Raw genomic sequence first — 26396 nt, 5'->3', positions numbered from 1 at the left:
GCCCACCGGCGGCGGGGGACTCTTGGGAGAGATCCGAATCTGCCCGCGGGGGATGGTATGGCCATCGAATGAGCCCCCCACACTCGATGTCCACCCCTCGCCAACCCACGCGGGCAGCTCGAAGTGTGGCACCCGGAATGGGTGGCTCGGACGGAGCCGAACAGAACAGGATGCCAGATATCGGACATTCCGCGCAAGGGCGTCCAACCGGCCGAATCCGGCAGGTGCACAATCTGGTTGGCGCGCACGACGCCCACCTGTCGGTGCCGTGGGGTAGGAATTCGGGCAGTAGACGAGAATGAGGCGGCGATGAACGACACCGGAGCGCAGGTCAGCAGACCTGCCGCGCGCCAGCGCGAGGTGCGGGTCGGCGCTGGGCTCGAAGAGCTCGACATCTGGCTCGGCGACCAGGTCCGCACCGGACTCGCCCAGACCGACCGATCACGAAAAGTGTTCGCCGCGATGGCGGCCCGCATGGTCGACGCCCAAGCCCCCGCGATCGCCGCCGTCCTGCGCCGCCTCCCCGAACTCGTCGCCGCCCGCCCCGACTGGCCCGGCCTCCTCCTGCGCGAATACGCCCGGCTGCACCTGCTCATCACCGCCCACCGCCGCCTCGAAGAACTCCCACCCCCTTTACAGGCCAGCATCCGCACCCACGTCGGCTACCCGACCCGCACCGCGACCGTCCGCGAAGAACCACCGCTCCGCGACCACTGGATGGCGCTCGGCGTCCGGACCACCGAAGAGGAACGACTCCACACCCGCCGAACCTGGTTGCTCGGCCGCCGAACTCGACGCTGGGCGCTCCTGGTCGAGCACAGTTTCGGAACACCGGAGTTTTCGAAAGACGTCCCGCCTCTGGGCGTGATGGCCGACGCCGACGTGCACTTCTACCCGGGTGCGGCGCCGCTCCGCGCCCTGTGGGGCGACCGCTACGCCGACGGCGAGCCTTTCACCACGCTGCCCAGCCCTCCCGAATCCGGCACGCCGCCATCGCCGCACATCACCTCCCCGTCATCCCAACACACCCCGCCACCCCAATACGCCGGTGCCTCGCAGCTGCGAGACGTCGTTGCGTCGCCCGACCAGCATGTCGCCGCTCCGTCATCATCTCGGCATGCTCGTGGCCGGGATCCGGGGTTCGCCGGGCCGGTCGCACTCGCGTTGGCGGCGCAGGCGGAGGCGCTGGCGGCTGATCCGTGGTTGCGGGCGTGGCCGGTAGTGCTCACAGATGTTGTGCCCGTTGTCGGCGAAACCGGCTGGCAGGTAGCGGAATCCGGTGGACTGGCGCTGCCGTTGGTGGCGGCTGAGGCGCCATGGCAGCTGTTGGGGATTTCTGGCGGACATCCGGTGACGGTCGTTGGTGAGTGGACTGCCGGAGGGCTGGTTCCGATTTCGGTGTTCGACTTGGGTGCCGTGGTCGATGTGCAGAGCGAGCGCGGGTCCGGTGCGGGTGGTTCCGCAGTGCCGGCTAGCAGTGAGCACCTGACCTCGGTCGCCTTGCTGGGTACTGCGCGGCGTGCTGTGGACCTCGCGCAACTCGGCGAGCAGGTCAGTGCGGTGGCGGGGCGGCTGACGGCCGAGCCCGCGATGCTGCTGCTCGAATCTGTCTCGCTGCAAGACGCTTTCGCGCGCGGCGGTGTTCTGCCGACCCACACCGACGTACCGGAACCCGCACCTGATGACCCGAGGCGACAGCTGCCCGCCGCCGCCGCGCGACGGTTGGCCGCGATGCTGCGTGAACGCTCGGTGTTTCTGCCGGAGTGGTTCGATGCCGCAGCGCCACACGATTTCCGGGCTCCGGACGCGCTCTGCGCTCTGCTGCTCGAGCAGGCCAGTGCCCACGCGGGACTGCGTCCGCTGCTGTTGCGGTTGGCGGGGCAACGCGGGCGATGGCTGGCGGCGCGGCATCCGGAATGGCGAAAATTGGAATGGCCGAACGACACCGAGGACGGCTCCGGCGATATCCCGGCGATCTGGCAATCCGATAAGCCCACCGAGCGTCTGGCGTGGTTCATCCGGCTGCGCCAACAGGATCCGGACACGGCCCGCGAAACACTCGCGCGGGCTTGGCCGAAGGAATCCGGGGCGGTGAAAGCCGAGCTGCTGGCGGCGCTCTCGGAAAACCTGTCCGTAAAGGACGAGTCGCTGCTCGAATCCGCCCTGGACGACCGCCGCGCCGATGTCCGGCGTACCGCCTCGGGTCTCTTGGCGCTGCTTCCGGATTCGGCGTTCGCCCAGCGCATGACCGCGCGCGCCGACGCCTGGGTCGGCGTCGAGCTCGGCGATTCCCGTTTCGTCCTCGATCTGCCCGACCCGCTCGACGCCGAGGCCCGCCGCGACGGAATCTTCGACCGCCCGGTCGAATTCACCTACCGCTGGAACGGAACACCCGATCCCACCGCCGGTCGACTGCGCCAACTGGTCGCCGCCACACCGCTACCGCACTGGCAGCGATTGATCAGCGCATCCGGCACGCCAGTGGAAGTGCTGCGGTTCGGGATCGAGGAGCGCTTCCGGCAACCCCTGTTCGACGGGTGGGTGGATGCCGCACTGGCCCAGCATGATTCGGATTGGGCGAAGGCGTTGTTCGAAGCCGGGGTCCCCTCCGACGTAGCCTTGCTGCGGCGGCGCGAACTGTTCGCGCTCCTGCCGGAGGACGATCGGGTGCGGCATCTGCTGCGCCTGGACGGGGCCTGGTTCTCCGAGATCGAAGCGCTGCTGCCCGCGATGGGCCATCCGTGGCCGGAACCGCTGGCCCAGCACCTGATTCTGTTGTTGTTCGAACGGTCGCGGATCGCGGCGCAACGGTCCGGGGCGCACGGATCCGGGCCGGCGGCCCATCGCTCACTGCTGGTGGCCGCCGCCGCGCACCTGCCGGTCGAGTCGGCCGGGATGGCCGCCGTGGTAGCCCGGCGATGCGAAGACCCTGGCTGGCAGCAAGCATTCGATCGCCTCGCCCGCGATCTCACCCACCGCTCGATGATGCTCGAGGAGCTGACGTGACCACTACCGATCTCGTGCCGGAGCTGCTGCGGCCGCACGCCGAACAGGCCTACGCCGCCGAACTCGCGGCGCTCGCCGCCACCGACGAGCGCCCGCGGCCGCCGGGCTGGCGGCTCTCGCCGTGGGCGGTGGTGACCTATCTGCTCGGCGGGGTGCTCGAGGACGGCACCGTGATCAGTCCGAAGTATGTCGGCCCGCGCCGGCTCATCGAGGTCGCGGTCGCCACCCTGGCCACCGACCGCGCGCTGCTGCTGCTCGGCGTTCCGGGCACCGCTAAAACCTGGGTGTCGGAGCATCTTTCGGCGGCCGTCAGCGGCGCGTCGACGCTGCTGGTGCAGGGCACCTCCGGCACCGCCGAGGAATCGATCCGCTACGGCTGGAATTACGCGCGGCTGCTCGCCGAGGGCCCGAGCGATGGCGCGCTGGTCGCCTCGCCGGTCATGACCGCGATGCGCACCGGCGCGATCGCCCGCATCGAAGAGCTCACCCGCATCCCCTCCGACGTGCAGGACGCGCTGATCACCATCCTGTCCGAGAAGACCCTGCCGGTCCCGGAACTCGGCATCCAGGTGCAGGCCGCCAAGGGCTTCAACATCATCGCCACGGCCAACGACCGCGACCGCGGCGTCAACGACCTCTCCTCGGCCCTGCGCCGCCGCTTCAATACCGTCGTGCTGCCGCTGCCCGCCAGCGAGGACGACGAGGTCGCGATCGTCACCCGCCGCGTCGAACAGCTCGGGGCCGCACTGGAACTCCCCGCCATCCCCGCCGCCGACGAGGTCCGCCGCGTGGTCCGGGTGTTCCGCGAATTGCGCTCCGGCAGTACCGCCGACGGCCGCACCGCGCTCAAGTCGCCCTCGGGCACCCTCTCCACCGCCGAGGCCATCTCCGTCATCACCAACGGGATCGCCCTGTCCGCGCACTTCGGGGACGGCACGCTGCGCCCGGCGGACATCGCGGGTTCCGTGCTCGGCGCGATCATCAAGGACCCGGTCTCCGATGCCGCCATCTGGACCGAGTACCTGGAAGCCGTGGTCCGCGAACGCCCGGAGTGGTCCGACTTCTACCGGGCCTGCCGCGAGATCAGCGGATAATGGTCCAGGCGTCGGCGGTTGCCCCGCAGCACGGCGAGGCGGTCACCCGTGTGTTCGGGATACGGCACCACGGGCCGGGATCGGCACGCTCTTTGCTCGTGGCACTCGCGGACTTCCGTCCGGACATGATCCTGATCGAAGGCCCCGCGGACGCGGATCCCCTGGTCGGATTCGTTGCCGCCGAGGGCATGTCACCACCGGTCGCCTTGCTGGCCTATGTCCCGGATCAACCTGCCCGCGCCGCCTTCTGGCCCTTCGCCGTCTTCTCCCCCGAATGGCAGGCGATGCGCTACGCGGCAGAACACACTGTGCCCGTGCGGTTCTGCGACCTGCCCGCCACCGCCGTTTTGGCCGGCCGCGACGAACCCGGCGACAGCATCGACCCGGTCGCCGAGCTCGCGGCCGCCGCCGGGCACGAGGACACCGAACGCTGGTGGGACACGGTCCTCGAATCCACCCCGCACCTGGACGCTTTCGACGCGATCATCGAAGCCATGGCCGCGCTGCGCCTCGATGCTCCCGCGGCAGCGAACGGGTCACCCGCAGAATCAGGATCAGGCGGACCTCCCTCGACCGATGCCGCCACCAGTCCCGGCTCGAAACCGCCGGCAGCCGATGCTGCCACCAGTCCCGGCTCAAACCCGCCGTCGGCCGATGCCGCCACCAGTTCCAGCTCGAAACCGCAGGCGACCGATGCTGCCACCGGTTCCGGCTCGAAACCGCCGTCGACCGATGCCGCCACCAGTTCCAGCTCGAAACCGCCGTCGCCCGAAGAGGCGGGGGGTGACCTGAATACCGCTGGGGCTGAGGGGCGCTCGCATCCGAGTGCCGAGCTCGACGCGCCCCTGCCCGACAACCGGAGTCGAGCTGGTAGTGCCCGCGTGGATGCGCACACGTTACGGCGTGAGGCGTATATGCGTCAGGTGCTGCGCAAGGCGATCAAGGGTGGCGCACAGCGGGTGGCAGTGGTGTGCGGGGCGTGGCATGCGCCGGCGCTGGCCGGGCCGCTCGGGCCCGCGGCTCCGGATGCGCGATTGCTCAAGGGGCTGCCGAAGGTGAAGGCGACGGTGACGTGGGTGCCGTGGACGCATTCGCGGTTGGCGACCGCGTCGGGGTACGGGGCGGGCATCGATTCGCCCGGCTGGTATCACCATCTGTTCAGCGAGACCGAGCAGCCGGTGGCACGCTGGCTGACCAAGGCGGCGGGGGTGCTGCGGGCGCAGGATCTACCGGTGTCGAGTGCGCATGTCATCGAATCGGTGCGGCTGGCAGAGACTTTGGCGGTGCTGCGGGGACGACCGCTGGCGGGCTTGCCGGAGGTCACCGAAGCCGTGCGGGCGGTGCTGTGCGGCGGCGAGGAAACCCTGGTGCGGGTGGTCAACGCCGAGCTCGTGGTCGGCGAGGCGCTCGGATCGGTGCCCGCGGGCGCGCCCGCGGTTCCGCTGGACGCGGACCTGCGGGCGCGGATCCGGACGCTACGGATGAAGCAGGAACCGCAGGCGAAAGCGCTCGACCTGGATCTGCGCAAGGACCGCGAGCGGCAGCGGTCGCATCTCCTGCATCAGCTGCGGCTGCTCGGTATCCCCTGGGGGACCGAGGTATCCAGTGATATCCGGGGCACCGGCACCTTCCGGGAGAGCTGGTCGCTGCGCTGGCGGCCGGAGTTCGCGGTCGCGGTCATCGAGGCCTCCCGCTGGGGCACCACCCTCGCCGCCGCGGCCGCCGCCAAGGTGCTCGACGCCGCCGCGCGCCCCGAGAACGGCCTCGCCGATCTCACCGCCGCCCTGGAATCCGCGCTGCTCGCCGACCTCGGCCCCGCCACCGCAAGCCTGGTGGCCCGCTTGGAAACCGTTGCGGCCCTGGATCACGACGTCACCCACCTGCTCGCCGCACTCCCCAGCCTGGTCGGCACCCTGCGCTACGGCGACGTCCGCGGCACCGACACCGCGGCCCTGGCCCATGTCGCCGATAGCCTGCTGGTCCGCATCTGCGCCGGCCTCCCGAGCGCGGTCACCGCCCTGGACACCACCGCCGCCGAGCACCTCCGCACCCAACTCGACGCCGCCCACACCGCGATCCACACCCGCGACAACCCTTGGGCCACCACCGAATGGCTGGCGGCCCTGCACCGCATCGCCGACCGTGCGGACGTCCACGGCGCCCTCGTCGGCCGCGCCGTCCGGCTCCTCTCCGACGCCGGCCGCATCGACCGATCCGACTCCGCCCGCAGGCTGTCCGCCGCACTCTCGATCGGCCCCACCCCCGCCGCCAAAGCCGCCTGGATCGACGGCTTCCTCGGCAGCCGCGGCCTACTCCTCGTCCACGACCGCCAACTCCTCCACCTCATCGACACCTGGCTGCACACCCTCCCCGAAGACCAATTCATCACCACCCTCCCCCTCCTCCGCCGCACCTTCGCCACCTTCGAACCCGCCGAACGCCGCGCCATCGCCAACGCCCTCCGCACCCCCGAACCCACCGCCGCCACCCTCACCCTGGACCCCGCACGAGGAATCCCCCCGATGACCACCGTTGCCCACATCCTCGGAGCCACCCGATGACCGGCACGTCCGAATCCACACGCCGACAAGAAATCCCACAATGACCACCGCCTCCCATCCTCGGAACCGCCCGATGACCGGCACGTCCAACCCACGTGCGGAGGCAGCACGCGAAATCCCCACGACGACCACCGCTGCCGAAATCCTCGGATCCACCCGAACAACCGCCACGTCCAAATCCGCACGCCGACTCAGGGCACGAAATCCCCACAATGACCACCACCTCCCATCCTCGGAGCCACCCGATGACCGGCACGTGGAATCCACGCGCGGAGGCAGGACGCGGAATCCTCGCGACGACCACCGCTGCCGAAATCCTCAGAGCCGCCGAATGACCGCCCCGCGTTCGATCCGTGCGCCGGGGCGCGGAATCCCCACAACAACCACCGTTGCTCAAGAGGTCGGAACCCGCGCCATCGTCGGCACGATCAAACCGTGCGCCGATATCGGGGCCGCTCGGTTCCAGATGGAGTGCTCGAAGGGGCTGCTGAGGTCGGCGGAAGTGGAGGTGTTCGGTGAGCGTGGATGAGGAGCGGGGGCGGCGGTGGCGGCTGGTGCTGGGGGCGGCGGCCGAGGGGGAGGCCGGAGGTCTCGGAGATGCCGATGACCTCGCGATGGATCAGGCGCTGGGGAGCCTGTACAACGGTGGCGATGCGGAGGAGGCGGGCGGGAAGCGGACGGGTGGGCTCGGCGGGTCCGCGCCACGAGTCGCGCGGTGGCTCGGGGATATTCGGCGCTACTTCCCGGCTTCGGTGGTCGAGGTGTTGCAGCGCGATGCGGTGGATCGGCTCGAGCTGACGCAGTTGCTGCTGGAGCCGGAGCTGCTCGAGGCCGTACAGCCCGACGTGCATCTGGTGGGCACGCTGCTCGGGCTGAACTCGGTGCTGCCGGAAACCACCAGGGCGACAGCGCGTGTCGTGGTGCGGCAAGTGGTGCGGGAGATCGAGGAGCGGATCGCCGCGCACACTCGGGCGGCGGTGACTGGGGCGTTGAACCGGGCCGCCCGGACGACGCGACCGAAACCCCGGGATATCGACTGGGACAAGACTATTCGGAAGAATCTCGCGCACTACCTGCCCGAGCAGCGGACCGTGGTGCCGGAGCGGCTGATCGGATACAGGCGGACCGCGCAGGCGGTGCGGCGCGATGTGGTGCTGGCCATCGATCAGTCCGGATCGATGGCGGCCAGCGTGGTCTACGCGTCGGTATTCGGCGCGGTGCTGGCCTCGATGCGCGCGCTGCGGACCTCGCTGGTGGTGTTCGATACCGAGGTCGCGGACCTGACGGACCGGCTCGCCGACCCGGTCGACGTGCTGTTCGGAACCCAGCTCGGCGGCGGCACCGATATCAATCAGGCGCTGGCCTACTGCCAGTCGCTGATCACCCGCCCGGTCGGCACGCTGTTCGTCTTGATCTCGGACCTGTACGAGGGCGGCATCCGCGCGGAGATGCTGCGCCGGGTCAACGCCATGCGCGAATCCGGGGTGCAGGTGCTGGTGCTGCTCGCCCTCTCCGACGACGGCGCGCCCGCCTACGACCACGACAACGCCGCGGCGCTCGCCGCACTCGGGGTCCCCGCCTTCGCCTGTACCCCGGACGCTTTCCCTGATCTGCTCGCCGTCGCGATCGATCGCGGTGACGTGCACGCCTGGGCCGCGGCGCGGGAGCAGGGTGGACGGCGGTAGCACCAGCGGCGAGGTCCCCCAAGGGATGGACGCCCGGGGGACCTCGGGAACACGCGGGCGCTCAGACCAGGACGCCCACCGCGGACCGGGCGGATTCCGTCAGGATCCGAAGGCCGACAGCTGGCTGGCCAGGTCGAGCATGGAGGTGACGAGGGTGAGAACGGTCTCCAGAATTGCCATGATCAATGCTCCTTACCTAGAGGATGGCTAACATTCAGCAAACTGATGGTAGGTGCGGGAACCGCTCCGACCCGGGATTGGCGGCCCGGTAGTTGGCTAGGCTGCTAACGATTGAGCTCGCTGGATGTGGGGGGCACGGATGTTGCGCCGTGGTGATGTATTCGCCGGCTTCGTGATCGAACGCGAGCTGGGCCGCGGCGGCATGGGCGCGGTCTACGCGGCCCGCCATCCCCGGCTGCCGAAACTGCTGGCGCTGAAACTGCTGCACCGGGAGTTGTTCGGCGACAAGGAGACCCGCGGCCGATTCGAACGCGAAGCCGACCTGGTCGCCCAGCTGGACCACCCCAACATCATCACCGTGTTCGACCGCGGCATCGAGGACAACCACCTGTGGATCTCGATGCAGTACGTCGACGGCGTGGACACCGCGGCGATCCCGGTCAACGCCATGCCGGTCGCCCGGGCCATGCAGATCCTGCAACAGACCGCGGGCGCGCTCGACTACGCGCACGCTCAGGGCGTGCTGCACCGGGACGTGAAGCCCGCCAATATCCTGCTGTCCCGCTCGGCCGGCGCCGGTCCCGGCTTCACCGAACGGGTGCTGCTCACCGACTTCGGGATCGCGAAACTGCTCGCCGACTCCGGCCGGCTCACCCGCACGGGCACCCTGGTGGCCACCCTCGCCTACGCGGCCCCCGAGCAGTTGATCGCCGCGCCGGTCGACTATCGCGCCGACCAATACTCGCTGGCCTGCACCCTGTTCCGGATGCTGACGGGCTACGGCCCCTATGACGGTCCGAATATCGCGGCGATCATGTGGGGTCACGTGCAGTCGCCGCCGCCGTCGCTGCGCGCCGCCCGCCCGGACCTGCCCGCGGGTTTGGACCTGGTGCTCGCGAAGGCGATGGCCAAGGACCCGGACCGCCGCTTCCGCACCTGCTGCGAATTCGCCGAAGCGGCGCTGGAGGCCTGGCGCAAACCGGAACCACCGCGAACAATGCACCGCCCACCTCAACCGGACCGCCCAGCGCACCATCGGCCGCCCGCACCACCCACCCCGCCGACCGAGCAGCCTGTTCCGTCAGGTTCCCCGCAGCCCGCCCCGCCGGGTTCGCCGCGCTCCGTCCAGTCGAGCTCCGAGCAGCCCGTCCCGTCGAATTTTCCGCAGCCCGCCCTGTCGAGTTCCCCGCAGCCCGTCCGGGCGAGTTCTCCACAGCCCATCCGGCCGAGTTCGCTGCGCGCGGTGGCCGATCGGGTGCACGGTTGCCTGCTCGGCGGCGCGGCCGGCGATGCGCTGGGCGCTCCGGTGGAGAACCTGCTGCTGGTCGACATCCGCCAGCGCTACGGGCCCGACGGCGTCACCGGAGACCCGTTCGAGGACAAGATCTCCGAGGAAACCCAGCTGGCGCTGTTCACGGCGGAAGCGCTGATCAAGGGCTCGGTGCGGGCGCGCGCGAAAGGCCTCAGCGGTGCCACGCTGGGGATGATGCAGCAGGGGTTTCTAGTGTGGTTGCAGGGCCAGGGCATCGAGATCCCCGAGCAGGAGAGCAAGCTGCACAGTCGGCTCGCGGCGCACCCGGCGCTGGTCGAGCCGCGCGGCAACGGCCTGGCCGTGCTCTCGGCTCTGCAGAAGGCGGGCGCGCGCGGAAAACCTTTCCAGCCGTTGGGAACCCGCACCAACCCGGTCAACGACTCCAAGGGATGTGCCGCCCTGGCCCGCTCCGCGCCGTGCGGTTTCGGCTATCTGCTCGACCGCACCGGCCTGGCCGCCGAGATCGTCTTCGAATTGGGCTGTGACGCCGCCGCGCTCACGCACGGCAACCCGAGCGGCTGGCTGCCCGCGGGCGCCCTCGCCGTCATCGTCTACGACCTGGTGCGCGGCGCCGAGCTGCGCGCCGCCGTCCACCGTGCCCGCACCGAGCTGCGCAAATACGAACGCCACGAGGAAACTTCGAACGCCCTGGAGGCCGCGGTCCGGCTCGCCGACCGGGTCGGCCCGCGGATGCCCCGACTCGAGGACACCGAGTCACTGGGCCCCGGCTGGATCGGCCCGGAAGCCCTGGCCATCGCCGTCTACGCGGCGCTGGCCGCGCAAGCCGTCGGCGGCACGGCCGAGCAGATCGTCCGCAACGGCATCCTGCTGGCGGTGAACCACTCCGGCGACAGCGACGCCACCGGTGCGATTTGCGGCAGTGTGCTCGGCGCCTGCTACGGCGTCACAGCGCTTCCGCCCGACTGGCGCGCGGTCGAAACCAGTGCGGTCATCGAGGAACTGGCCGCCGACTACTGCCTCGAGTTCGGCCCGAACCCACCCAGCAACGATTACGGCGAACCGAGCACGGATTGGCGCAATCGCTACAGCGGATAGTTGACAACGGGCGGTGCGGAATCGAATTCCGCACCGCCCGTATCTGTCTCAGAGATCCGCGATGGCCGCCAGCGGCGGCGTCCGGGCGGCCCGGATGCCGGGCCACAGCGCGGCGAGCACACCGACCACCGCGGAGCTGACCAGCACCACGACGAGCTGGCCCCACGGAATCGCGATCTGGTCGATACCCAGATCCGCCAGGGTGCGCAGGAACCCGACGCCCAGCCCGAGACCCATGATCACACCCACGATGGCGCCGAAGACGGCGATCAGCATGGACTCCAGATAGATGGTCCGGCGCACCTGGGCGCGCTGGGTGCCCACCGCCCGGAGCATGCCGATTTCGCGGCGCCGCTCCACCACCGAGAGCGCGAGGGTGTTGATGATGCCGAGGATGGCGATCACCACCGCCAGGGCGAGCAGACCGTAGAGGATGGCGAGCATCGTGTTGATCTGCTGACCCTGCGCGCCCTTGACCTGCTCGCGGTCCTGGACCTGAACGACCGCGAAGGCATCGGTGGCCTTCTCCAACTGGGTGCGCATGGCCGTGAGATCGGCGCCCGGTTTCGCGCTGACCAGAACGAAGAAGTTGTTCTGGAAGGACGGCGGCATGACCTTGTCGAACAGCTGCGGCGCGAGCACCATGTCGCCGAGCAACGGATTGTCCCGGAACACACCGCCGACGGTGGCGGGCACCTTCTGGTTCTTGTCCAGGGTGGTCAGCTCGATCTGCTGTCCGACCTTCCACCCGTGCTCGGCGACTTCGCTGTCGGAGACCAGCACGGTGCGCTCGCCCAGCGTGCGGGAGCCTTGCAGGATCTCGGTGTGGAACACGTTGTCCATCGGCGCGTCCGGTGACACACCGCGCATCTGATCGGTGTCGACCCGGAAAGCCGCGCCCCGGAAGCCGACCACGTCGGCCGCCTCCGGCACGCCCTTGCGCACCGCGTCGGGCACCCCGAGCGACAGCCCGATCATCGAGTTCTGCGGACCGGCGAGGGTGTAATCGGCCGTAATGCCCTTGTCGACAAGCACACTCACGCTGGCCTTGGCCGAGGCCCCGAGCATGCCGATGGCGGAGACCAGCATCAAACCGAGGGTCAGGGCGAAAGCCGTCGCCGCGGTGCGGCGCGGATTGCGGACCGCGTTGTTGCGGGCCATGTGGCCGATCGGCCCGAACGGCCGGATCAGCACGCCGAGCGCACCGACGACCGGGCGGGACAGCGCCGGCAGCACCAGCAGGACCGCCAGAATCAACGCCAGCGCGCCGCCGCCGACGATGCTCGCCGCGCGCCCTCCGGTGCCTTGCGCGCCGATCACGACCGCCACGACACCGGCGACGCCGAGCACCGACCCGACGCTCGTGCGCACCCGCAGCGAACTGCCGGCCACGAACCGTGCCACACCGGGAACGCCGAGGGCCGCACCGAGCTTCGTGCCCAGCAGCAGCGGTTCATCGCTGGACTTGTATTCCTCGCGCATGGCCTCGACCGGCGGGATCTTCGCCGCCCGGCGCGCGGGCGCGTAGGCACTGATCACCGTCACTCCGATGCCGACGATCAGCCCGACGATGATGGTGCGGGGCAGCACCGCCATCGCGCCCGTCGGCAAGCCCAGATCGAAGGCGTTCAGCACGGCGGACAGCCCGTAGGCCAGCGCCACGCCCGCCGCCAAACCGATGACGCTGCCGATGCTTCCGATTACCAGCGCCTCGGAGACCACCGTCCGGCCCACCTGTTGCCGGCTCGCGCCGACCGCGCGCAGCAACGCCAATTCCCGCAGCCGCTGCGCCACGATCATGGAGAAGGTGTTGTAGATGATGAAGGTGCCCACGATCAGCGCGATCGCGCCGAAGGCGAGCAGGAAGTAGTTGATGAACTTCAGCGCCTCCCCCAGCTGCGCTTTCATGTCCTCGCGCACCTGGTCGCCGTTCTGGACCTTGAAACCCTTGACCTCGGCGGCGATGCGGTCGCGCAGGTCGTCGGCGGCGACGCCGGGCTGGGCGGCGATATCGATGTAAGCCACGTGCGAGCCGTCGGTGAACAGCTGCCGCGCCTGCTTGTCCTCGAAGAGCAGTCCGATGAAACCGCCGGTGTCGGACGGGACGTCGTAGATGCCGGTGACCGTGACCTCGAGCGCGGGGCGCTCCTGGGTGCTGCGGGCCGGGATGATCACCTTGGCGCGATCGCCGACCTTCAACCCGGAGCGTTCGGCGCCCCCGGAGTTGATCGCGATCTCGCCCGGCTTGCTCGGCGGCACGCCCTGCACGAACTTCTGCGGCTCCTCCACCGCCTGCTCCGGCGGCAGGAAGGACTGCCCCCAGCTCGGCGCGCCGCCGGTCTGCACCGGCTTGCCCGCCGAATTCAGCAGCACCAGCGGACCGTTCACGCCGGGCGCGACCGCCCGCACGCCCTCGATCTTGGTCACCTTGTCGACCGCGCCCTGCGGGACGCCGAAGGACTGCTGCGATTCCGGGCTGACCCGCACGTCGACGCCCTTGGCCTGGCCTTCGAAGATGCCGTCGAAGGTGCGCTGCAGGGTATCGGTGAAAACGAAGGATCCGGCGATGAACGCCGTGCCGAGAATGACCGACAGCACGGTCAGGGCCAGCCGCACCTTGTGGGCGGCGAGATTGCGCAAGGCGACCTTGCGCATGGGGTTACCCGACATCAGAGAGTCTCCAGCGCCTTCATCTTGTCCAGCACGGATTCGGCGGTGGGGTCGCGCAGTTCGTCGACGATGCGGCCGTCGGCCAGGAACACCACCCGGTCGGCGTAGGCGGCGGCGTGCGGTTCGTGGGTGACGATCACGACCGTCTGCCCGAACTCGTCCACCGCGGCCCGCAGGATCGAGAGCACCTCGCCGGAGGAACGGGAATCCAGGTTGCCGGTCGGCTCGTCGCCGAAGATGATCTCCGGCTTGCCGGCCAGCGCCCGCGCGCACGCCACGCGCTGCTGCTGGCCGCCGGACAGCTCGCTGGGCCGGTGCGTGAGCCGGTCGGTCAGCCCGAGCCGCTTCAGCACGGTGTCCAGCCATTCCTGATCCGGCCGGCGCCCCGCGATGTCCAGCGGCAAGGTGATGTTCTCCAGCGCGGTGAGCGTCGGCACCAGGTTGAACGCCTGGAACACGAAGCCGATCCGGTCGCGCCGCAGCGCCGTCATCTGCTTGTCCGAGAGGTTGGTGAGCTCGGTGTCGCCGATCTCGACCAGGCCGGAGGACGCGCTGTCCAGGCCCGCCAGGCAGTGCATCAGGGTCGACTTGCCGGACCCGGACGGGCCCATGATCGCCGTGAACTCCCCCTTCGCGAACTCGGCCGACACCCCGTCCAAGGCCTTGACCTGCGTATCTCCCGAACCATAAACCTTGGACACATCGATGGCACGGGCCGCGACATCGGTCGGAGCCGCCTTTTCGGCGGTGTCGGTACCCACAGCGTGCGAAGTCATGCCCTCCAGTCTGTCGGGCGATCTCCCCCCGCGCCATCCGGATTTCCCCTGACTACCTACGAGGTAGCGTGGCCGAATGAGCATTCGTGATATCGCACTGCGCACCCTGGACGGCGAGCCGACCACCTTGGCCGAGCTGGCCGGGGACAAGGCGGTGCTGCTGGTCAACGTAGCGTCCAAATGCGGTCTGACGCCGCAGTATTCGGGCCTGGTCGAATTGCAGCAGACCTACGGGCCGAAGGGCTTCACCGTGATCGGCGTGCCGTGCAACCAGTTCATGGGACAGGAGCCGGGCAGCGCGGAGGAGATCGCGCAGTTCTGTGCGACCACCTACGGCGTGGACTTCCCATTGCTGGAGAAGTCCGAGGTCAACGGCGAAAACCGGCATCCGCTCTACGCCGATCTGGTGACCACCGCCGACGCCGAGGGCGCCGCCGGCGATATCCAGTGGAACTTCGAGAAGTTCCTGATCGACCGCGAGGGCAAGGTGGCCGGACGGTTCCGGCCGACCGTCACCCCCGCCGACGCCGCCCTGCGCGACGCGGTGGAATCGGTGCTCTGACGCTCACAGTGGGGCCGAGCGCCACCAGCGCAGCACCTCATCGTGGGTGTCCACGATGCCGTCGGTGTACATCAGATACTGACCGCGGGAGCCGGTGAACACGGTCACCATCTTCGGGCCGCTATTGGTGAACTTGTAGTTGGTGTAGGACTTTCCGCCGTTGCTGTCGGATTCCTTCTTGGCGTCCTTGGGCAGGTTGTTCACCGCGGCCTGGGCCTCGGCGGCGGAGTTGTACATGTAGATCGTGTAGAACGGGTCCTCGTTGTCGCCGCCGCCGTAGCAGTCCCACGCGAAGCCCCACTTACCGAAATCCGGTGTGCCGTCGGTCGGATTCGGCGGCGAGCTGGCGGTGTGTGAGCTACAGGTGGAGCCGTTGTACCCGGCGCTGCCGTCGGGTTCGCCCGGCACCAGGCTGCTGAACTCGCGACTGATCGCCTCGATGCTCGCGGCCGTGCCCGGCGTGGCGCTGGTCGAGGTGGCCGTCGCGGTCACCGACGCGGTCGGGGTGCGGGTCGGAGTCGGGCTCGGATCATCGCCGACGACGACGCCGATGACGGCCAGCATCGCGACCACCAGCACCACCGCGCCCAGCACCACGCCGACAATCACGCCCGCGTTGGACTTGCGCGGCGGCGGGCGCTGGCCCATCGGCGGGCGCGGCGGCGCGTTGTATCCGCCCTGCGGGCTGTAGGCCGGCTGCTGTGCGAAGGGCGCGCCCGAATTCGTCTGCTGCGCGGTCGATCCCACCGGCATGGTGTGCTGGGCCGGCCGCGGCGCGGGCGTGATCGCCGTCGGCGCACCCGACAGCGAGTGCGGGCCGCTGGCCTGCCCCACCGGATAGGTCGGCGCCTGCGGAATGGACGGATGCTGCCCGCCCGCCGTCGGCAACTGCGGCGCCGAGGTGTGCGTGGTCTGGAACTGCGGGCCGGTTACCGGATGCGGCCCCCCGGCCAGCGGAATCGCCGGTTGACTGCGATCGGTGAGCGCCTGCTGCGCGGCCGCGGCGAATTCCGAGCACGAGTTGTACCGGTCGTCGGGTCGCTTGGCCATCGCCTTGGCCAGCACCCCGTCCAGCGCGTACGGCAGCCCGGGCCGCGCACTGCTGAGCGCGGGCGGCGCGGTCTGCAGGTGACCCTGGATCACCTGCGCCGGGTTCGTCGACGCGAACGGGCCGCTGCCGGTGAACAGCCAGAACAGTGTGCAGGCCAGCGAATACTGATCCGAGCGGTGATCCAGCGGCGAACCGGTCAGCTGCTCCGGCGAGGCGTAGGCGAGGGTCGCGGTGAAGGTGCCGGTCTGCGTGAGATGGCCGGTGTCGTCGCGCAACCGGGCGATGCCGAAGTCGGTCAGGTAGACCCGCTCGCCGCGCCCGCTGCCGGACCGGGCCAGCAGGATATTGGCCGGTTTCACATCCCGGTGCAGCACGCCCATGCCGTGCGCGTAGTCGAGCGCCTCGGCGGTTTCCTTGATGATCTGCACGGCGCGCGCCGGCGGCAGCGACTGCGGCTCCACCGAGGCGGCATCGATCCCGTCGATGAACTGCATGGAGATCCACAGCTGCTCGTCCTCGAGCCCGCGGTCGTAGACGGTGACGATGTTGGGGTGGTCGAGCCGGGCGACCAGATCCGCCTCCCGTTCGAACCGCGCCCGCACCTCCTCATCGTGAAACATCTCCCGGTTCAACAGCTTCAGCGCTGTCATCCGCGGCAGCCGCGGATGTTTCGCCAGGTAGACCGAACCCATGCCACCGCGGCCCAGCTGCCGCTCGATGACATAGCCGGCGAAAACATCACCGCTGGCCAGCATGTCTTGCTCCACTTCTCGCCCGCACCGGGACCCACCGATGCCAGGCGTACAGCACGAGAACGTGATCAGGGCGTCGCCCGACCACGGAATACGGAAAACCCTAGCAGTTGTCACACACCCCTAATGCCCGACGAACGGGTATCGCGGTTGGCCGCCCGGGCGTTCCATTATCAGCTCATAGCCAATTTCTATGGAGGATGGTCTTGTTCACCGGCGGGCGGCCGACCTCGGCGTATGGGAGCGTCGGGCAACGCGATCGTGATGGGGCGCACAGTTCTACGAGTACCCGACCGCGGGCGTTGCGGCGCAGCGTTTCCCGAGGACGAGGGCGGATCGGTCCGCGGCGATTCGACCTGGCGAGGCGGATCGGACCGCGGTGGATCGACTGGACGTGGTGGATCGGTTCCGCTGGGCGGCACGGGGTTTCGCCCGGAGGGCGGCGGCACCGGGCCGGACGTCGGCGGCCCGCCCGAGATCGGCTGCCCACCCGAAATCGGCGGCACGCCGGGCGTAGCCGGTCTTCCTGGCCCCGGCGGGCGATACAAATTCAGCGGCGCGCCGTTCGCCGGAGGCACACCCGTCCTGGGCGGCACGCCCGGTATCGGGGGGCCGCCCGAGGTATATCCGGTAGCCGCGGGTGGATACACCGGCGGCCCAGGCGGATTCGGGTACATCGGTGGCCGGCCCGGTGGGCGGTAGCCCGTGTGCGGATGACTCGGCTGCGGCGGATGTCCCTGGTACGCCCCGGTCGGCGGTGAGCCGTACCCGGGATAGGCCGGCGGTGTGTACCCGGTCTGCGGCCACGCACCCGGATACCCCGGGTGCGGCCCCGGCTGCTGTGACCCAGGCTGCTGCGGCCGCGGATGCTGGTGCGACCCACTGGAAGCCAGCGCCTGCCGGGCCGCCGCGGCGAAGTCGGTGCAGCAGGCGAACCGATCGTCGGGCCGCTTGGCCAGTGCCCGCGCCAGTACCCCGTCCAGCGCGGGCGGCAAGCCCGGCCGCGCTTGCCGCAGCGAAGGCACCGGCCCGAACAGGTGACCGTTCATCACCACCGCCGGATTGCCCCCGGCGAACGGCGGCGCCCCGGTCAGCATCCAGAACAGCGTGCACGCCAGCGAATACTGATCGGCCCGGTGATCCATCGGCGTGCCGCTGAGCTGTTCCGGCGCGGCGTAGGCGAGGGTGGCGGTGATCTGCCCCAGCGACGACAGCGTGTTGTCGGCGTTGCGCATGGCCGCGATCCCGAAGTCGGTGAGCAGCACCCGTTCCGGCTGCCCGATCGGCGCCTTGGCCAGCAGGATGTTCGCCGGTTTCACATCCCGGTGCAGCACGCCGTTGGCGTGCGCGAAGTCCAGGGCGGCGGCGGTGTCGGAGATGATGTGCACCGCCCGCGCGGGAGCCATGGCGTCGACGTCGGCGCTGGCGGCATCCGAACCGGCCACGAACTGCATGGAGATCCACAGCTGGTCGCCCTCGGCGCCGCGGTCGTAGACGGTGACGATGTTGGGGTGATCCAGCTGGGCGACCAGATCGGCCTCGCGCTCGAATCGCTGGCGGATCTCGTCGTCGCTGTAGAGCTCCCGGTCCAGCAGCTTCAGCGCCGTCAGGCGCGGCAACCGCGGATGCTGCGCCAGGTAGACGGTGCCCATACCGCCCTGGCCGAGCACGCGTTTGACGACGTAACCGGCAAAGACCTCGCCAGCATGCAACACAGTGTGGACACCCCCTCGTCGGGCCGAGCACGCAGATCCTAGAGGTGTATCTCGTCGGCCCGCGATCCTGCAACAACTCGATTATCGCCCGCCCGCGCCGGTTTGTCGGTGGCCCGGCCTAAGCTCTGGTGCATGAAACTGGGAGCCCACGTCCGCGAAGACAGCGACCCGATCGGTCTCGGCGAGAAGCTCGGCGCCGAGGTCATCCAGTTCTTCGTCGTGGATCCGCAGAGTTGGGACAAACCGAAACCACATCCCCTGGCCGAGCAAATCAAGGCCAGCGAGATCGACGTCGTGATCCACTCCTCGTACCAGATCAACGTGGCGAGCACGAACAACCGGCTGCGCATGCCCTCCCGCCAGGCCGTCGCCCTGCAAGCCGCCGCGGCGGCCGAGCTGGGCGCCTTCGGCCTGGTCGTGCACGGCGGCCATGTCCGGTCCGACGCCGAGATCGAAGCCGGGATCATCAACTGGCGCAAGCTGTTCGAACGCCAGCAGGACAAGGGCGGCTTCGCGGTGCCGATCCTGATCGAGAACACCGCGGGCGGCAATCACGCCATGGCGCGGCATTTCGATTCCATCGCGCGGCTGTGGGACGCGGTCGGCGATTTCGGCGCCGGATTCTGCCTGGACACCTGCCACGCCTGGGCCGGCGGCGAGGAACTGGTCGGCGTGGTGGACCGGATCAAGGCCATCACGGGCCGCATCGATCTGGTGCACCTGAACTCCTCGCGCGACGAGTTCAATTCCGGCGCCGACCGGCACGCCAACCTGTCCGAGGGCACCATCGATCCGGAGCTGCTCGCCGAGGTGTGCCGCACCGCGGGCGCCCCGGTCATCCTGGAGACCCCGGCCGACGGCGTCGCCGACGACATCGCTTACCTGCGGGAGCAGGTGGGGTAACGGCTTACGATCCGGCTGAGGGTAAACCTGTTCGGCCGGCGGCCGCGCTGGTGTGCTCGAACACAGCAAACGTTCGAGCGAAAGGCACACCAATGACCGTCGATTCCGCAACAGTGGTGAAACTCGGCAGCCGGATCGGCGCACGCATCGATGGCGTCCGATTGGGCGGTGATCTGGACGCCGCGACGGTCGCGCTGATCCAGGACGCGCTGCACGAGCACAAGGTGATCTTCTTCCGCGGTCAGGACCATCTCAGCGAGGACGGCCAGTACGAGTTCGCGGAGCTGCTGGGCGCCCCCACCACCCCGCACCCGACTGTCACCTCCAAGGGCGTGAAGTCGCTGCCGATCGATTCCGAGTACGGCCGCGCCAACAGCTGGCACACCGATGTCACCTTCGTGGACCGCATCCCGAAGGCGTCGATCCTGCGCGCGGTGCACCTGCCCGAGTACGGCGGCTCCACCACCTGGGCCTCCACCGTCGCCGCCTACGAATCGCTGCCCGATTCGCTCAAGGCCCTGGTGGCGAACCTGCGCGCCCGGCACACCAACGCCTACGACTACGCGGCCGACCGCGGGGACCGGCCCGCGACCGGCGAGCAGGACAAGGCCTACCGCGCGGAATTCGAGTCGACCTACTACGAGACCGAGCACCCGGTGGTGCGCGTGCACCCGGTCACCGGCGAACGCGCGTTGCTGCTCGGGCATTTCGTGAAGAACTTCGTCGGCCTCAGCGCCGCCGAATCGCAAGCGCTGTTCCAGCTGCTCCAGAACCGGGTCATCAAGTTGGAGAACACGACCCGCTGGAACTGGCAGCTCGGCGATGTCGCCATCTGGGACAACCGCGCCACCCAGCACTACGCCGTGGACGACTACGACGGCCAGGCCCGCCGCCTGACCCGCATCACCCTGGCGGGCGACATCCCGGTCGGCGTGAACGGTGAAACCAGCACCATCATCGCGGGCAACGCCGAGCACTACTCGATCGTCGAAGATATCGCAGCCACGGCCGCCTGAGAAGTCAGCTGTGTGCGGTTCGTAACTACCGCACCCGTTTCCCGGTGGTGGCGGCGCGCCCGTCGCCACCACCTGCCGGTGGGCGGCACGCATTTCGTGGGCGTGCGGCTCCGTCGATCCGGTCAACCCGAATTCCTCTCACGACACACAGATTGGGGTACCAATCCGCAGGACACCAACTCGGGTAACGGCTTTCAACACCCCCGCATTGCGTCAGCGGCCATGTCAATTCGCTCTGAATCCCTGCGCGCTGACCGAAATCAGATAGTATTTTCGAATGCTCGTTCGATACCGGTTCCGGGCCTACCCCGACGGAGGGCAGGCGAAGATGCTTGCCCGGTCGTTCGGGTGTGCGCGGACGGTGTACAACGATGCAATCTGGGCGCGGCGGAAGGCACGTGCGGCAGGAGAGAGCCTGTCGGACAGCGAGGTTCAGCGCCGGGTGGTGACCCAGGCCAAACAAACACCAGAACGGGCATGGCTGGCGGAAGTGTCGAGCGTGGTGCTGGTACAAGCGTGTCAGGACGCACGCCGCGCGTACCGCAACTTCTTCGACTCCATCGCAGGGAAACGTGAAGGTCGCAAAGTTGGTGCTCCCCGATTTCGATCAAGGAAGGACCACCGACAATCAATCCGGTTCACTCGCAACGGATTCACTGTCACCAGACATGGCGTGCGGCTGGCGAAGATTGGTCAAGTGAAACTCGTGTGGTCACGCGAGTTGCCAGCGGAACCGTCGAGCGTGACGGTCATTCGCGAAGCGGATGACCAGTACTACGTGTCGTTCGTGGTCGAGATCTCCGCAAAACCGTTGCCAGCTTCACCGCGAGTAGCGGGCGTGGACGTTGGGCTCATCGATCTGGCGGCTGTTACCTACTCGGACGGGACAAGAGAGAAGGTCTATAACCCCCGTCATTTGCGGGCCAACGAGAAACGACTCGCCAAGGCTCAAAAGATATTGTCGCGTCGGCAGAAAGGGTCGAACAACCGGAACAAGGCTCGCATGCGAGTCGCGGTGCTGCACCGAAAGGTGCGAAACACCAGGCTCGACCATCACCACAAGCTCGCTTCCCGGCTGATCCGCGAGAATCAAACGGTCGCTGTGGAAGATCTCGCGGTGAGAGGGTTGGCTCGTACGCGGCTGGCGAAGTCGGTACACGACGCTGGGTGGGCGACACTGATTCGGCTGCTACAGGAGAAGGCAATCCGAAACGGCCGCACCGTCATCAAGATCGATCGCTGGTTCCCCTCGACCCGCACCTGCTCGTTATGTGGAGTGGTGTCCGAGCCCAAACCTCTCGGGGTACGGGTGTGGGAGTGCGCATGTGGCGTGAGGCTGGATCGCGATTACAACGCTGCAGTGAATATTCTCGACGCCGCAGGGCTTGCGGAGTCGCTAAATGCTTGTGGAGGCAATGTGAGACTTCGGCTTGCCGGAGCAGTTGCCTGTGAAGCAAGAACCCACCGAACGGCGAACGTTCGCGTTCCCGCGTAGGAATACCGGTCCTTTCGGGGCCAGAAGGAAGCCAAGATGGAGATTCGGCCGCTCGACGGGGTGCGGGTTCTGGAACTGGGCAACTATGTGGCCGCACCGACGGCCGGGCGCATCCTCGGTGACTTCGGCGCCGAGGTGATCAAGGTGGAACGCCCGAAAACCGGTGACGAACTGCGTAATTGGCGGCTCTACGGCGGCAGCACCTCGATGCTCTACCGGACCGTCAACCGCAACAAGAAGTCCATCACCCTGGATCTGCGGACCGAGGCGGGGCGGCGGATCGTGCTCGACCTCGTCAAGCAGTGCGATGTGCTGCTGGAGAACTTCCGGCCCGGGATCCTGGAGAAGTGGGGTCTGAGCCCCGAGGCGCTCTCCGAGGCCAACCCGAATCTGGTGATCACCCGCATCTCCGCCTACGGCCAGACCGGCCCGCTCGCGCAGCGCCCCGGCTTCGCGGCGGTCGCCGAAGCGGTCGGCGGCCTGCGCGAATTGGTGGGTGACCCGGACCGTCCCCCGGTCCGGGTGGGCGTCTCCATCGGTGACTCCATCGCGGGGATCTACGCCGCGTTCGGCACCGTGATGGCCCTGTTCCAGCGCGAGCGGGTCGAGCGAGTTCCCTTGGAACAGCGCATCATCGATGTCGCCCTGAACGAATCCATCCTCTCGGTCATGGAATCGCTGGTCCCCGACTACCTGGCCTACGGCATCACCCGCGAACGCGTCGGCGGCCGGATGGAGGGCATCGCCCCGAGCAACGCCTACCCGTGCAGCGACGGCCTCAGCATCATCATCGGCGGTAACGGCGATGCCATCTTCCAGCGCTACATGCAGGTCATCGACCGCCCCGATCTGGCCGCCGATCCCGAACTCCAGGACAACTGGGGACGCTGGACCAACCGGGAACGCCTGGACGCCTCGATCGCCGAGTGGACCATCCAGCACACCCGCGCCGAGGCCCTGAAGATCCTCGAGGACGCCGCCATCCCCTGCGGCCCGATCTACACCGCCGCCGATCTGGTCGCCGATGAGCAGCTGAAGTCGCGCAATATGATTCAGTCCTTCCCGGTCGACGTCGGTGCGCCCGAGCCGAAGGACGTCGGCTTCACCGGCATCGTTCCCGTCCTCGGCGGGCAGTCGCTGCCGATCCGGAATGTGGGCCCCGATCTCGGGGAACACACCCGCGAGGTGCTCTCGGGCCTGCTCGGACTGAGCGACGCCGAGATCGACGCGCTGAACGCCGGAGACGCGTGATCGCGCCGCCGTCGGCGCGGCAAGATCATCGGGCCGACGCGGGGGCCGGTGCTCGCGCAATGCGGCCGACGCCGATAGGGTGCCGGGCATGAGTAGGCGGCGTGGACGCAGACGCCCGGATGGACGCAGCAGAGGTGAGCTCCGTTCCCCGGCGCCGAGCAGGCCGACAGTGCATCCGAATCCGGCGGGCACCAATCGGAGATCCTGGGCAGGCGTGATGTGCGTACCCGCACGGTCACGGGAAGAGAAGTGACAGCCGTCCTGCGGGATGTGACCTTGCGTGACGGCTTGCAGCTCACCGGCAAGGTGCTCCCCACCGGCCGCAAGGCCGAGATCGTGCGCCACCTGCTGGCGCTCGGGGTCCCGGAGCTGGAAATCGGCTCGATGGCGCGGCCGGATCTGGTGCCGCCGATGGCGAACACCCTGGATCTCGTCGCCGCCCTGACCCCCGCGGAGCTCCAGCACTGCTGGCTCTGGGTCGCGACCCCGCGTCATGTCGAGAAAGCCTTGGCGGCGGGCGTGCGCAACTTCCAGTACTGCCTGTCGGTCTCCGACGCCCACAACACGGCCAATATCGGCCGCACCGCCGAAGCCAGCGTGGCCGCCATGCCGGCGGCGATCCGGCTCGCGCAGGAAGCCGGCGGTTCGATTCAGCTCTGCCTGGCCACCAGCTTCACCTGTCCGTTCGACGGCCCGGTCGACCCGGCGCGTGTCCTCGCGATCGCCGCCGACCCGCGCACCGCGGGGGCCACCGACATCGTTCTCGCCGACACCCTGGGCCAGGCGCACCCGGCCCAGGTCAGCGCTCTGGTCACCGCGGTCCGCGAGCAAACTCCCCAGCGCCGCATCGTCTTCCATGGGCACGACACCTGGGGCATGGGCGTCGCCAACACCCTCGCGGCCATCGCGGCCGGCGCCGGCATGGTCGACGGCTCGCTCGGCGGCCTCGGCGGCTGCCCCTTCGCCCCGGGCGCCAGCGGCAATACCGCGTCCGAGGACATCCTCTTCGCCACCCGCCCGGACTGGTTCACGCCCGCGTCGCTGGCCGCCATGGTCGGCCTGACCGAGGACCTGCTCGCCGAACTCGGCGAACCCAACCGCTCGCGCACCGCCGAGGGCGCGCGCTCGAAGGCCGCGGCCTTCGAATGGGTGGCGCGCTAGCCGAATTGGTAGTGCACGTACTCCCGCACCGGCTCGAACCCGATACCCCGGTAGATCTTGTTGGAGGTGGGATTGTCGGTGTCGGCGAACAGGCAGATGTCGAGTCCCTGGGACCGCAGCAGCCGGGACACGTGCGCGGACAGCGCGGCGGCGTAACCGCGGCCGCGATCCGCGGGCGGGGTGTAGACCGGCCCGATCCGGGACCAGCCATAGGCCGGCACCTGATGCGCGACCAGGCAGACCGGACGGCCGTCGCGTTCCCACAGCCACCACCAGCCCGCCGCGATCCGGCGGCGCAGCGCCTCGACGGGCAGGCCCGCGCCATGCAGCCCGATCTCGGACTGCATCGCCTCGGCCCAGGCCAGGCACAGCGCCACATCGGATTCCGTCGCCCGCCGCGGCGCGCCGAGGACCTGGGGTATGTGCAGCGTTCCGAGCCGGTAGAGCCGCACGGCGTAGTCCTGTTTGTAGCCGACTCGCCGTAGCGCGCACCAGCGTTCGGCGAAGGGCCACACCACTTCCGAAGGGCCCTCGACGCCGCCGGCTTGCGCGATCGCGCCGGCGAATGCCTCGGCCACCGCGCCGACGCTGTCCACCGGGAGATCACCGAGATAGATGTCGTTGCGGCCCGAGCGCGCCGCGACGCCCACGACTTCGCCGGCGTCGTCGAGTACCGACACGAACCAGGACTGCTCACCCGGCGTGTGCTTCGCCGCGAGCAGGTTGCCGACGGCGGTCGCGATCACCGTGTTGCGCAGCGGATTCTGCCGCAGGAACGGCTCGGCGCGTGCCAGGAATTCGGTGACATCACTGGTGATCGCCGTCTGCCTACGATCCCGTCCAGCCATCAGCCAATCCTGCACGGCAGTAGCGGCTTCGGCAACCAACTCCGGGATCGATTGTGGCTCAGTCGGTTTCGGCGCGAACTCCACGGTCGTGTCGCAACTTCAGTAGCACCAGCCCGGCGGTGCAGGCGAGTATCAGGCCGGCTACCGCTATTTCGACGTGCAACCCGGCGATACCGAGCGCGGCGCCCACGACGCCACCGATGAAGAACAGCCAGGCGAAGGTCCGCGAGAGGATCGTGAACAGGCTGCGTGGCGGTTTCGACCCCTGGGGCTGCGATGGTGCGGTAGCTGCCGGATCGGCGGCTTCGGACTCGGCTCGCAGCGGAGTTGTCGAGTAAGCTCCCATCATCCACTCCCTCTAACCCGACTTCGATCAGAGTTGTTGTCGCAATAGGGTTCTCGAGCCCTCGGCGGATCTCTCATCTGGGTACAGGCGTCGCACACGTAACTTTGCTCACACACGCTACGACCACACCGGTGGGTTCGAGCGCGACACGTGCCCACGACACGCAATAGTCATCATTTCGATATCTGAATTACGAGTATTTTAGATCGAAGTATGAGCTGGCGAAACGCCCGTGCCGCAGTAGCCGCGATGCCGGGCCTCGATTAAGGTGAGCCCCACTCGATTACCCAGCAGGAGTGTCCCGATGGTGAGCAACAGGGCCAAGATCACCGGTCCGGCGATCGCAGCGGGGGCGGTTTCCGTCGGGCTCGTCCTCATCGGCGCCTGCGGAGTAGGCAAGAACGACACCTACGTGCCGCCCCCACCGCTGAAATCCGGACCGTCGGCAGCGATGGCCGTACAGAACGGAACTTCGGTGACGGCACAGAAAGTCGTCATCCCGCCGTCCCCCACGTGGCAAGTGGCGCCGGCCGGTCCGCCGCGCCGACCCGCGGGGTACACGCCTATGACCACACCGCCCGACAGCGAAATCGACATCCCGGGCGAGACCGAGACCACCACGCGCCCGCGCAGCACGCCGCCGACGCGCAGCACCGACCCCGAGGAACCGACGACCACCCGGACCAGGCCGCGCACCACCGAACGCGAGGAACCGACCACGACCCGCCGGCCACCGGTGCCCACCACGACCGCGGCCGCCCCGCCGCCGGTCGAGGAGACGACCCCGGAAGCCGCGCCCGTGGAAGTCGTCACCCCGATCGAAAGCCCCATGCCGGTCCCGGCGCCCGTCGACGCACCGACGGAAACCTCGGTCCCCGTGCCGACTTCGACCACGGCGCCGCCCACCGAGTAGACCGCACGACAAAGGCCGCCCTGCTCGGCAGGACGGCCTTTCT

18 protein-coding genes are annotated in these 26396 nt (G+C 68.8%); 12 read left to right on the top strand and 6 right to left on the bottom strand.

Annotation, left to right across the window (positions count from 1 at the left end; all coding sequences use genetic code 11):
• The first annotated feature begins 309 nt into the window (after positions 1-309).
• The 5 genes from AB0M14_RS23910 (at position 310) to AB0M14_RS23890 (ending at position 10894) form a co-directional block, all read left to right on the top strand.
• Positions 310-3006, top strand: a complete 2697-nt coding sequence (locus tag AB0M14_RS23910; protein WP_364998446.1) for a DUF5691 domain-containing protein — start codon at positions 310-312, stop codon at positions 3004-3006.
• Complete coding sequence (locus tag AB0M14_RS23905; protein WP_364998444.1) at positions 3003-4100, top strand: AAA family ATPase; 1098 nt, start codon at positions 3003-3005, stop codon at positions 4098-4100. Before AB0M14_RS23910 ends, AB0M14_RS23905 begins: the two co-directional genes overlap by 4 nt.
• Positions 4100-6661, top strand: a complete 2562-nt coding sequence (locus AB0M14_RS23900; RefSeq protein WP_364998442.1) for a DUF5682 family protein — start codon at positions 4100-4102, stop codon at positions 6659-6661. The genes AB0M14_RS23905 and AB0M14_RS23900 overlap by 1 nt, the downstream gene beginning before the upstream one ends.
• A gap of 515 nt (positions 6662-7176) precedes the next feature.
• Positions 7177-8346 (top strand): VWA domain-containing protein, encoded by a 1170-nt coding sequence (locus AB0M14_RS23895; RefSeq protein ID WP_364998440.1) that lies wholly within the window; start codon positions 7177-7179, stop codon positions 8344-8346.
• A gap of 319 nt (positions 8347-8665) precedes the next feature.
• Positions 8666-10894: an ADP-ribosylglycohydrolase family protein gene (locus tag AB0M14_RS23890; RefSeq protein WP_364998438.1), complete on the top strand. Its 2229-nt coding sequence runs from the start codon at positions 8666-8668 to the stop codon at positions 10892-10894.
• Positions 10895-10942: 48 nt separating this feature from the next.
• Here AB0M14_RS23890 and AB0M14_RS23885 read toward each other — a convergent pair whose 3' ends face one another.
• Positions 10943-13564 (bottom strand): FtsX-like permease family protein, encoded by a 2622-nt coding sequence (locus AB0M14_RS23885; protein ID WP_364998436.1) that lies wholly within the window; start codon positions 13562-13564, stop codon positions 10943-10945.
• Positions 13564-14340 carry an ABC transporter ATP-binding protein gene (locus AB0M14_RS23880; protein WP_364998434.1) on the bottom strand — a complete coding sequence of 259 codons (777 nt, stop codon included), beginning with the start codon at positions 14338-14340 and terminating at the stop codon, positions 13564-13566. Before AB0M14_RS23880 ends, AB0M14_RS23885 begins: the two co-directional genes overlap by 1 nt.
• Before the next feature lie 76 nt (positions 14341-14416).
• On the opposite strand from AB0M14_RS23880, the gene AB0M14_RS23875 reads away from it, so the two are divergent.
• Positions 14417-14902 carry a glutathione peroxidase gene (locus tag AB0M14_RS23875; protein WP_364998432.1) on the top strand — a complete coding sequence of 162 codons (486 nt, stop codon included), beginning with the start codon at positions 14417-14419 and terminating at the stop codon, positions 14900-14902.
• 3 nt (positions 14903-14905) lie between these two features.
• On the opposite strand, the gene AB0M14_RS23870 is transcribed toward AB0M14_RS23875, so the two are convergent.
• Complete coding sequence (locus AB0M14_RS23870; RefSeq protein ID WP_364998430.1) at positions 14906-16708, bottom strand: protein kinase; 1803 nt, start codon at positions 16706-16708, stop codon at positions 14906-14908.
• A gap of 188 nt (positions 16709-16896) precedes the next feature.
• Positions 16897-18420: a protein kinase gene (locus tag AB0M14_RS23865; RefSeq protein ID WP_364998428.1), complete on the bottom strand. Its 1524-nt coding sequence runs from the start codon at positions 18418-18420 to the stop codon at positions 16897-16899.
• A 132-nt stretch (positions 18421-18552) separates the two neighbouring features.
• On the opposite strand from AB0M14_RS23865, the gene AB0M14_RS23860 reads away from it, so the two are divergent.
• The 5 genes from AB0M14_RS23860 to AB0M14_RS23840 all read left to right on the top strand — a co-directional run bounded on the left by AB0M14_RS23860 (position 18553) and on the right by AB0M14_RS23840 (position 24246).
• Positions 18553-19323 carry a deoxyribonuclease IV gene (locus AB0M14_RS23860; RefSeq protein ID WP_364998426.1) on the top strand — a complete coding sequence of 257 codons (771 nt, stop codon included), beginning with the start codon at positions 18553-18555 and terminating at the stop codon, positions 19321-19323.
• Positions 19324-19415: 92 nt separating this feature from the next.
• Positions 19416-20339 (top strand): TauD/TfdA family dioxygenase, encoded by a 924-nt coding sequence (locus AB0M14_RS23855; protein WP_364998424.1) that lies wholly within the window; start codon positions 19416-19418, stop codon positions 20337-20339.
• 277 nt (positions 20340-20616) lie between these two features.
• A complete protein-coding gene (locus tag AB0M14_RS23850; protein ID WP_364998422.1) occupies positions 20617-21834 on the top strand; it encodes a transposase in 1218 nt (405 codons plus the stop codon).
• Positions 21835-21870: 36 nt separating this feature from the next.
• Positions 21871-23085 carry a CaiB/BaiF CoA-transferase family protein gene (locus AB0M14_RS23845; RefSeq protein ID WP_364998420.1) on the top strand — a complete coding sequence of 405 codons (1215 nt, stop codon included), beginning with the start codon at positions 21871-21873 and terminating at the stop codon, positions 23083-23085.
• A 249-nt stretch (positions 23086-23334) separates the two neighbouring features.
• Positions 23335-24246, top strand: coding sequence for a hydroxymethylglutaryl-CoA lyase (locus AB0M14_RS23840; protein ID WP_364998418.1), 912 nt, complete (start codon positions 23335-23337; stop codon positions 24244-24246).
• On the opposite strand, the gene AB0M14_RS23835 is transcribed toward AB0M14_RS23840, so the two are convergent.
• Positions 24243-25094 (bottom strand): GNAT family N-acetyltransferase, encoded by an 852-nt coding sequence (locus AB0M14_RS23835; RefSeq protein WP_364998416.1) that lies wholly within the window; start codon positions 25092-25094, stop codon positions 24243-24245. The two genes, AB0M14_RS23840 and AB0M14_RS23835, sit on opposite strands and share 4 nt — an antisense overlap.
• A gap of 58 nt (positions 25095-25152) precedes the next feature.
• Positions 25153-25440, bottom strand: a complete 288-nt coding sequence (locus tag AB0M14_RS23830) for a hypothetical protein (RefSeq protein WP_364998414.1) — start codon at positions 25438-25440, stop codon at positions 25153-25155.
• Positions 25441-25744: 304 nt separating this feature from the next.
• Here AB0M14_RS23830 and AB0M14_RS23825 point away from each other — a divergent pair, with 304 nt between their 5' ends.
• Positions 25745-26353 carry a hypothetical protein gene (locus AB0M14_RS23825; protein ID WP_364998412.1) on the top strand — a complete coding sequence of 203 codons (609 nt, stop codon included), beginning with the start codon at positions 25745-25747 and terminating at the stop codon, positions 26351-26353.
• Positions 26354-26396 lie beyond the last annotated feature (43 nt).

The organism is Nocardia sp. NPDC051832 (genome assembly GCF_040681285.1).
Classification (GTDB): domain Bacteria; phylum Actinomycetota; class Actinomycetes; order Mycobacteriales; family Mycobacteriaceae; genus Nocardia.
Note: the sequence above shows the minus strand (reverse complement) of the source record. Positions and strands in the feature narration are given on the sequence as shown.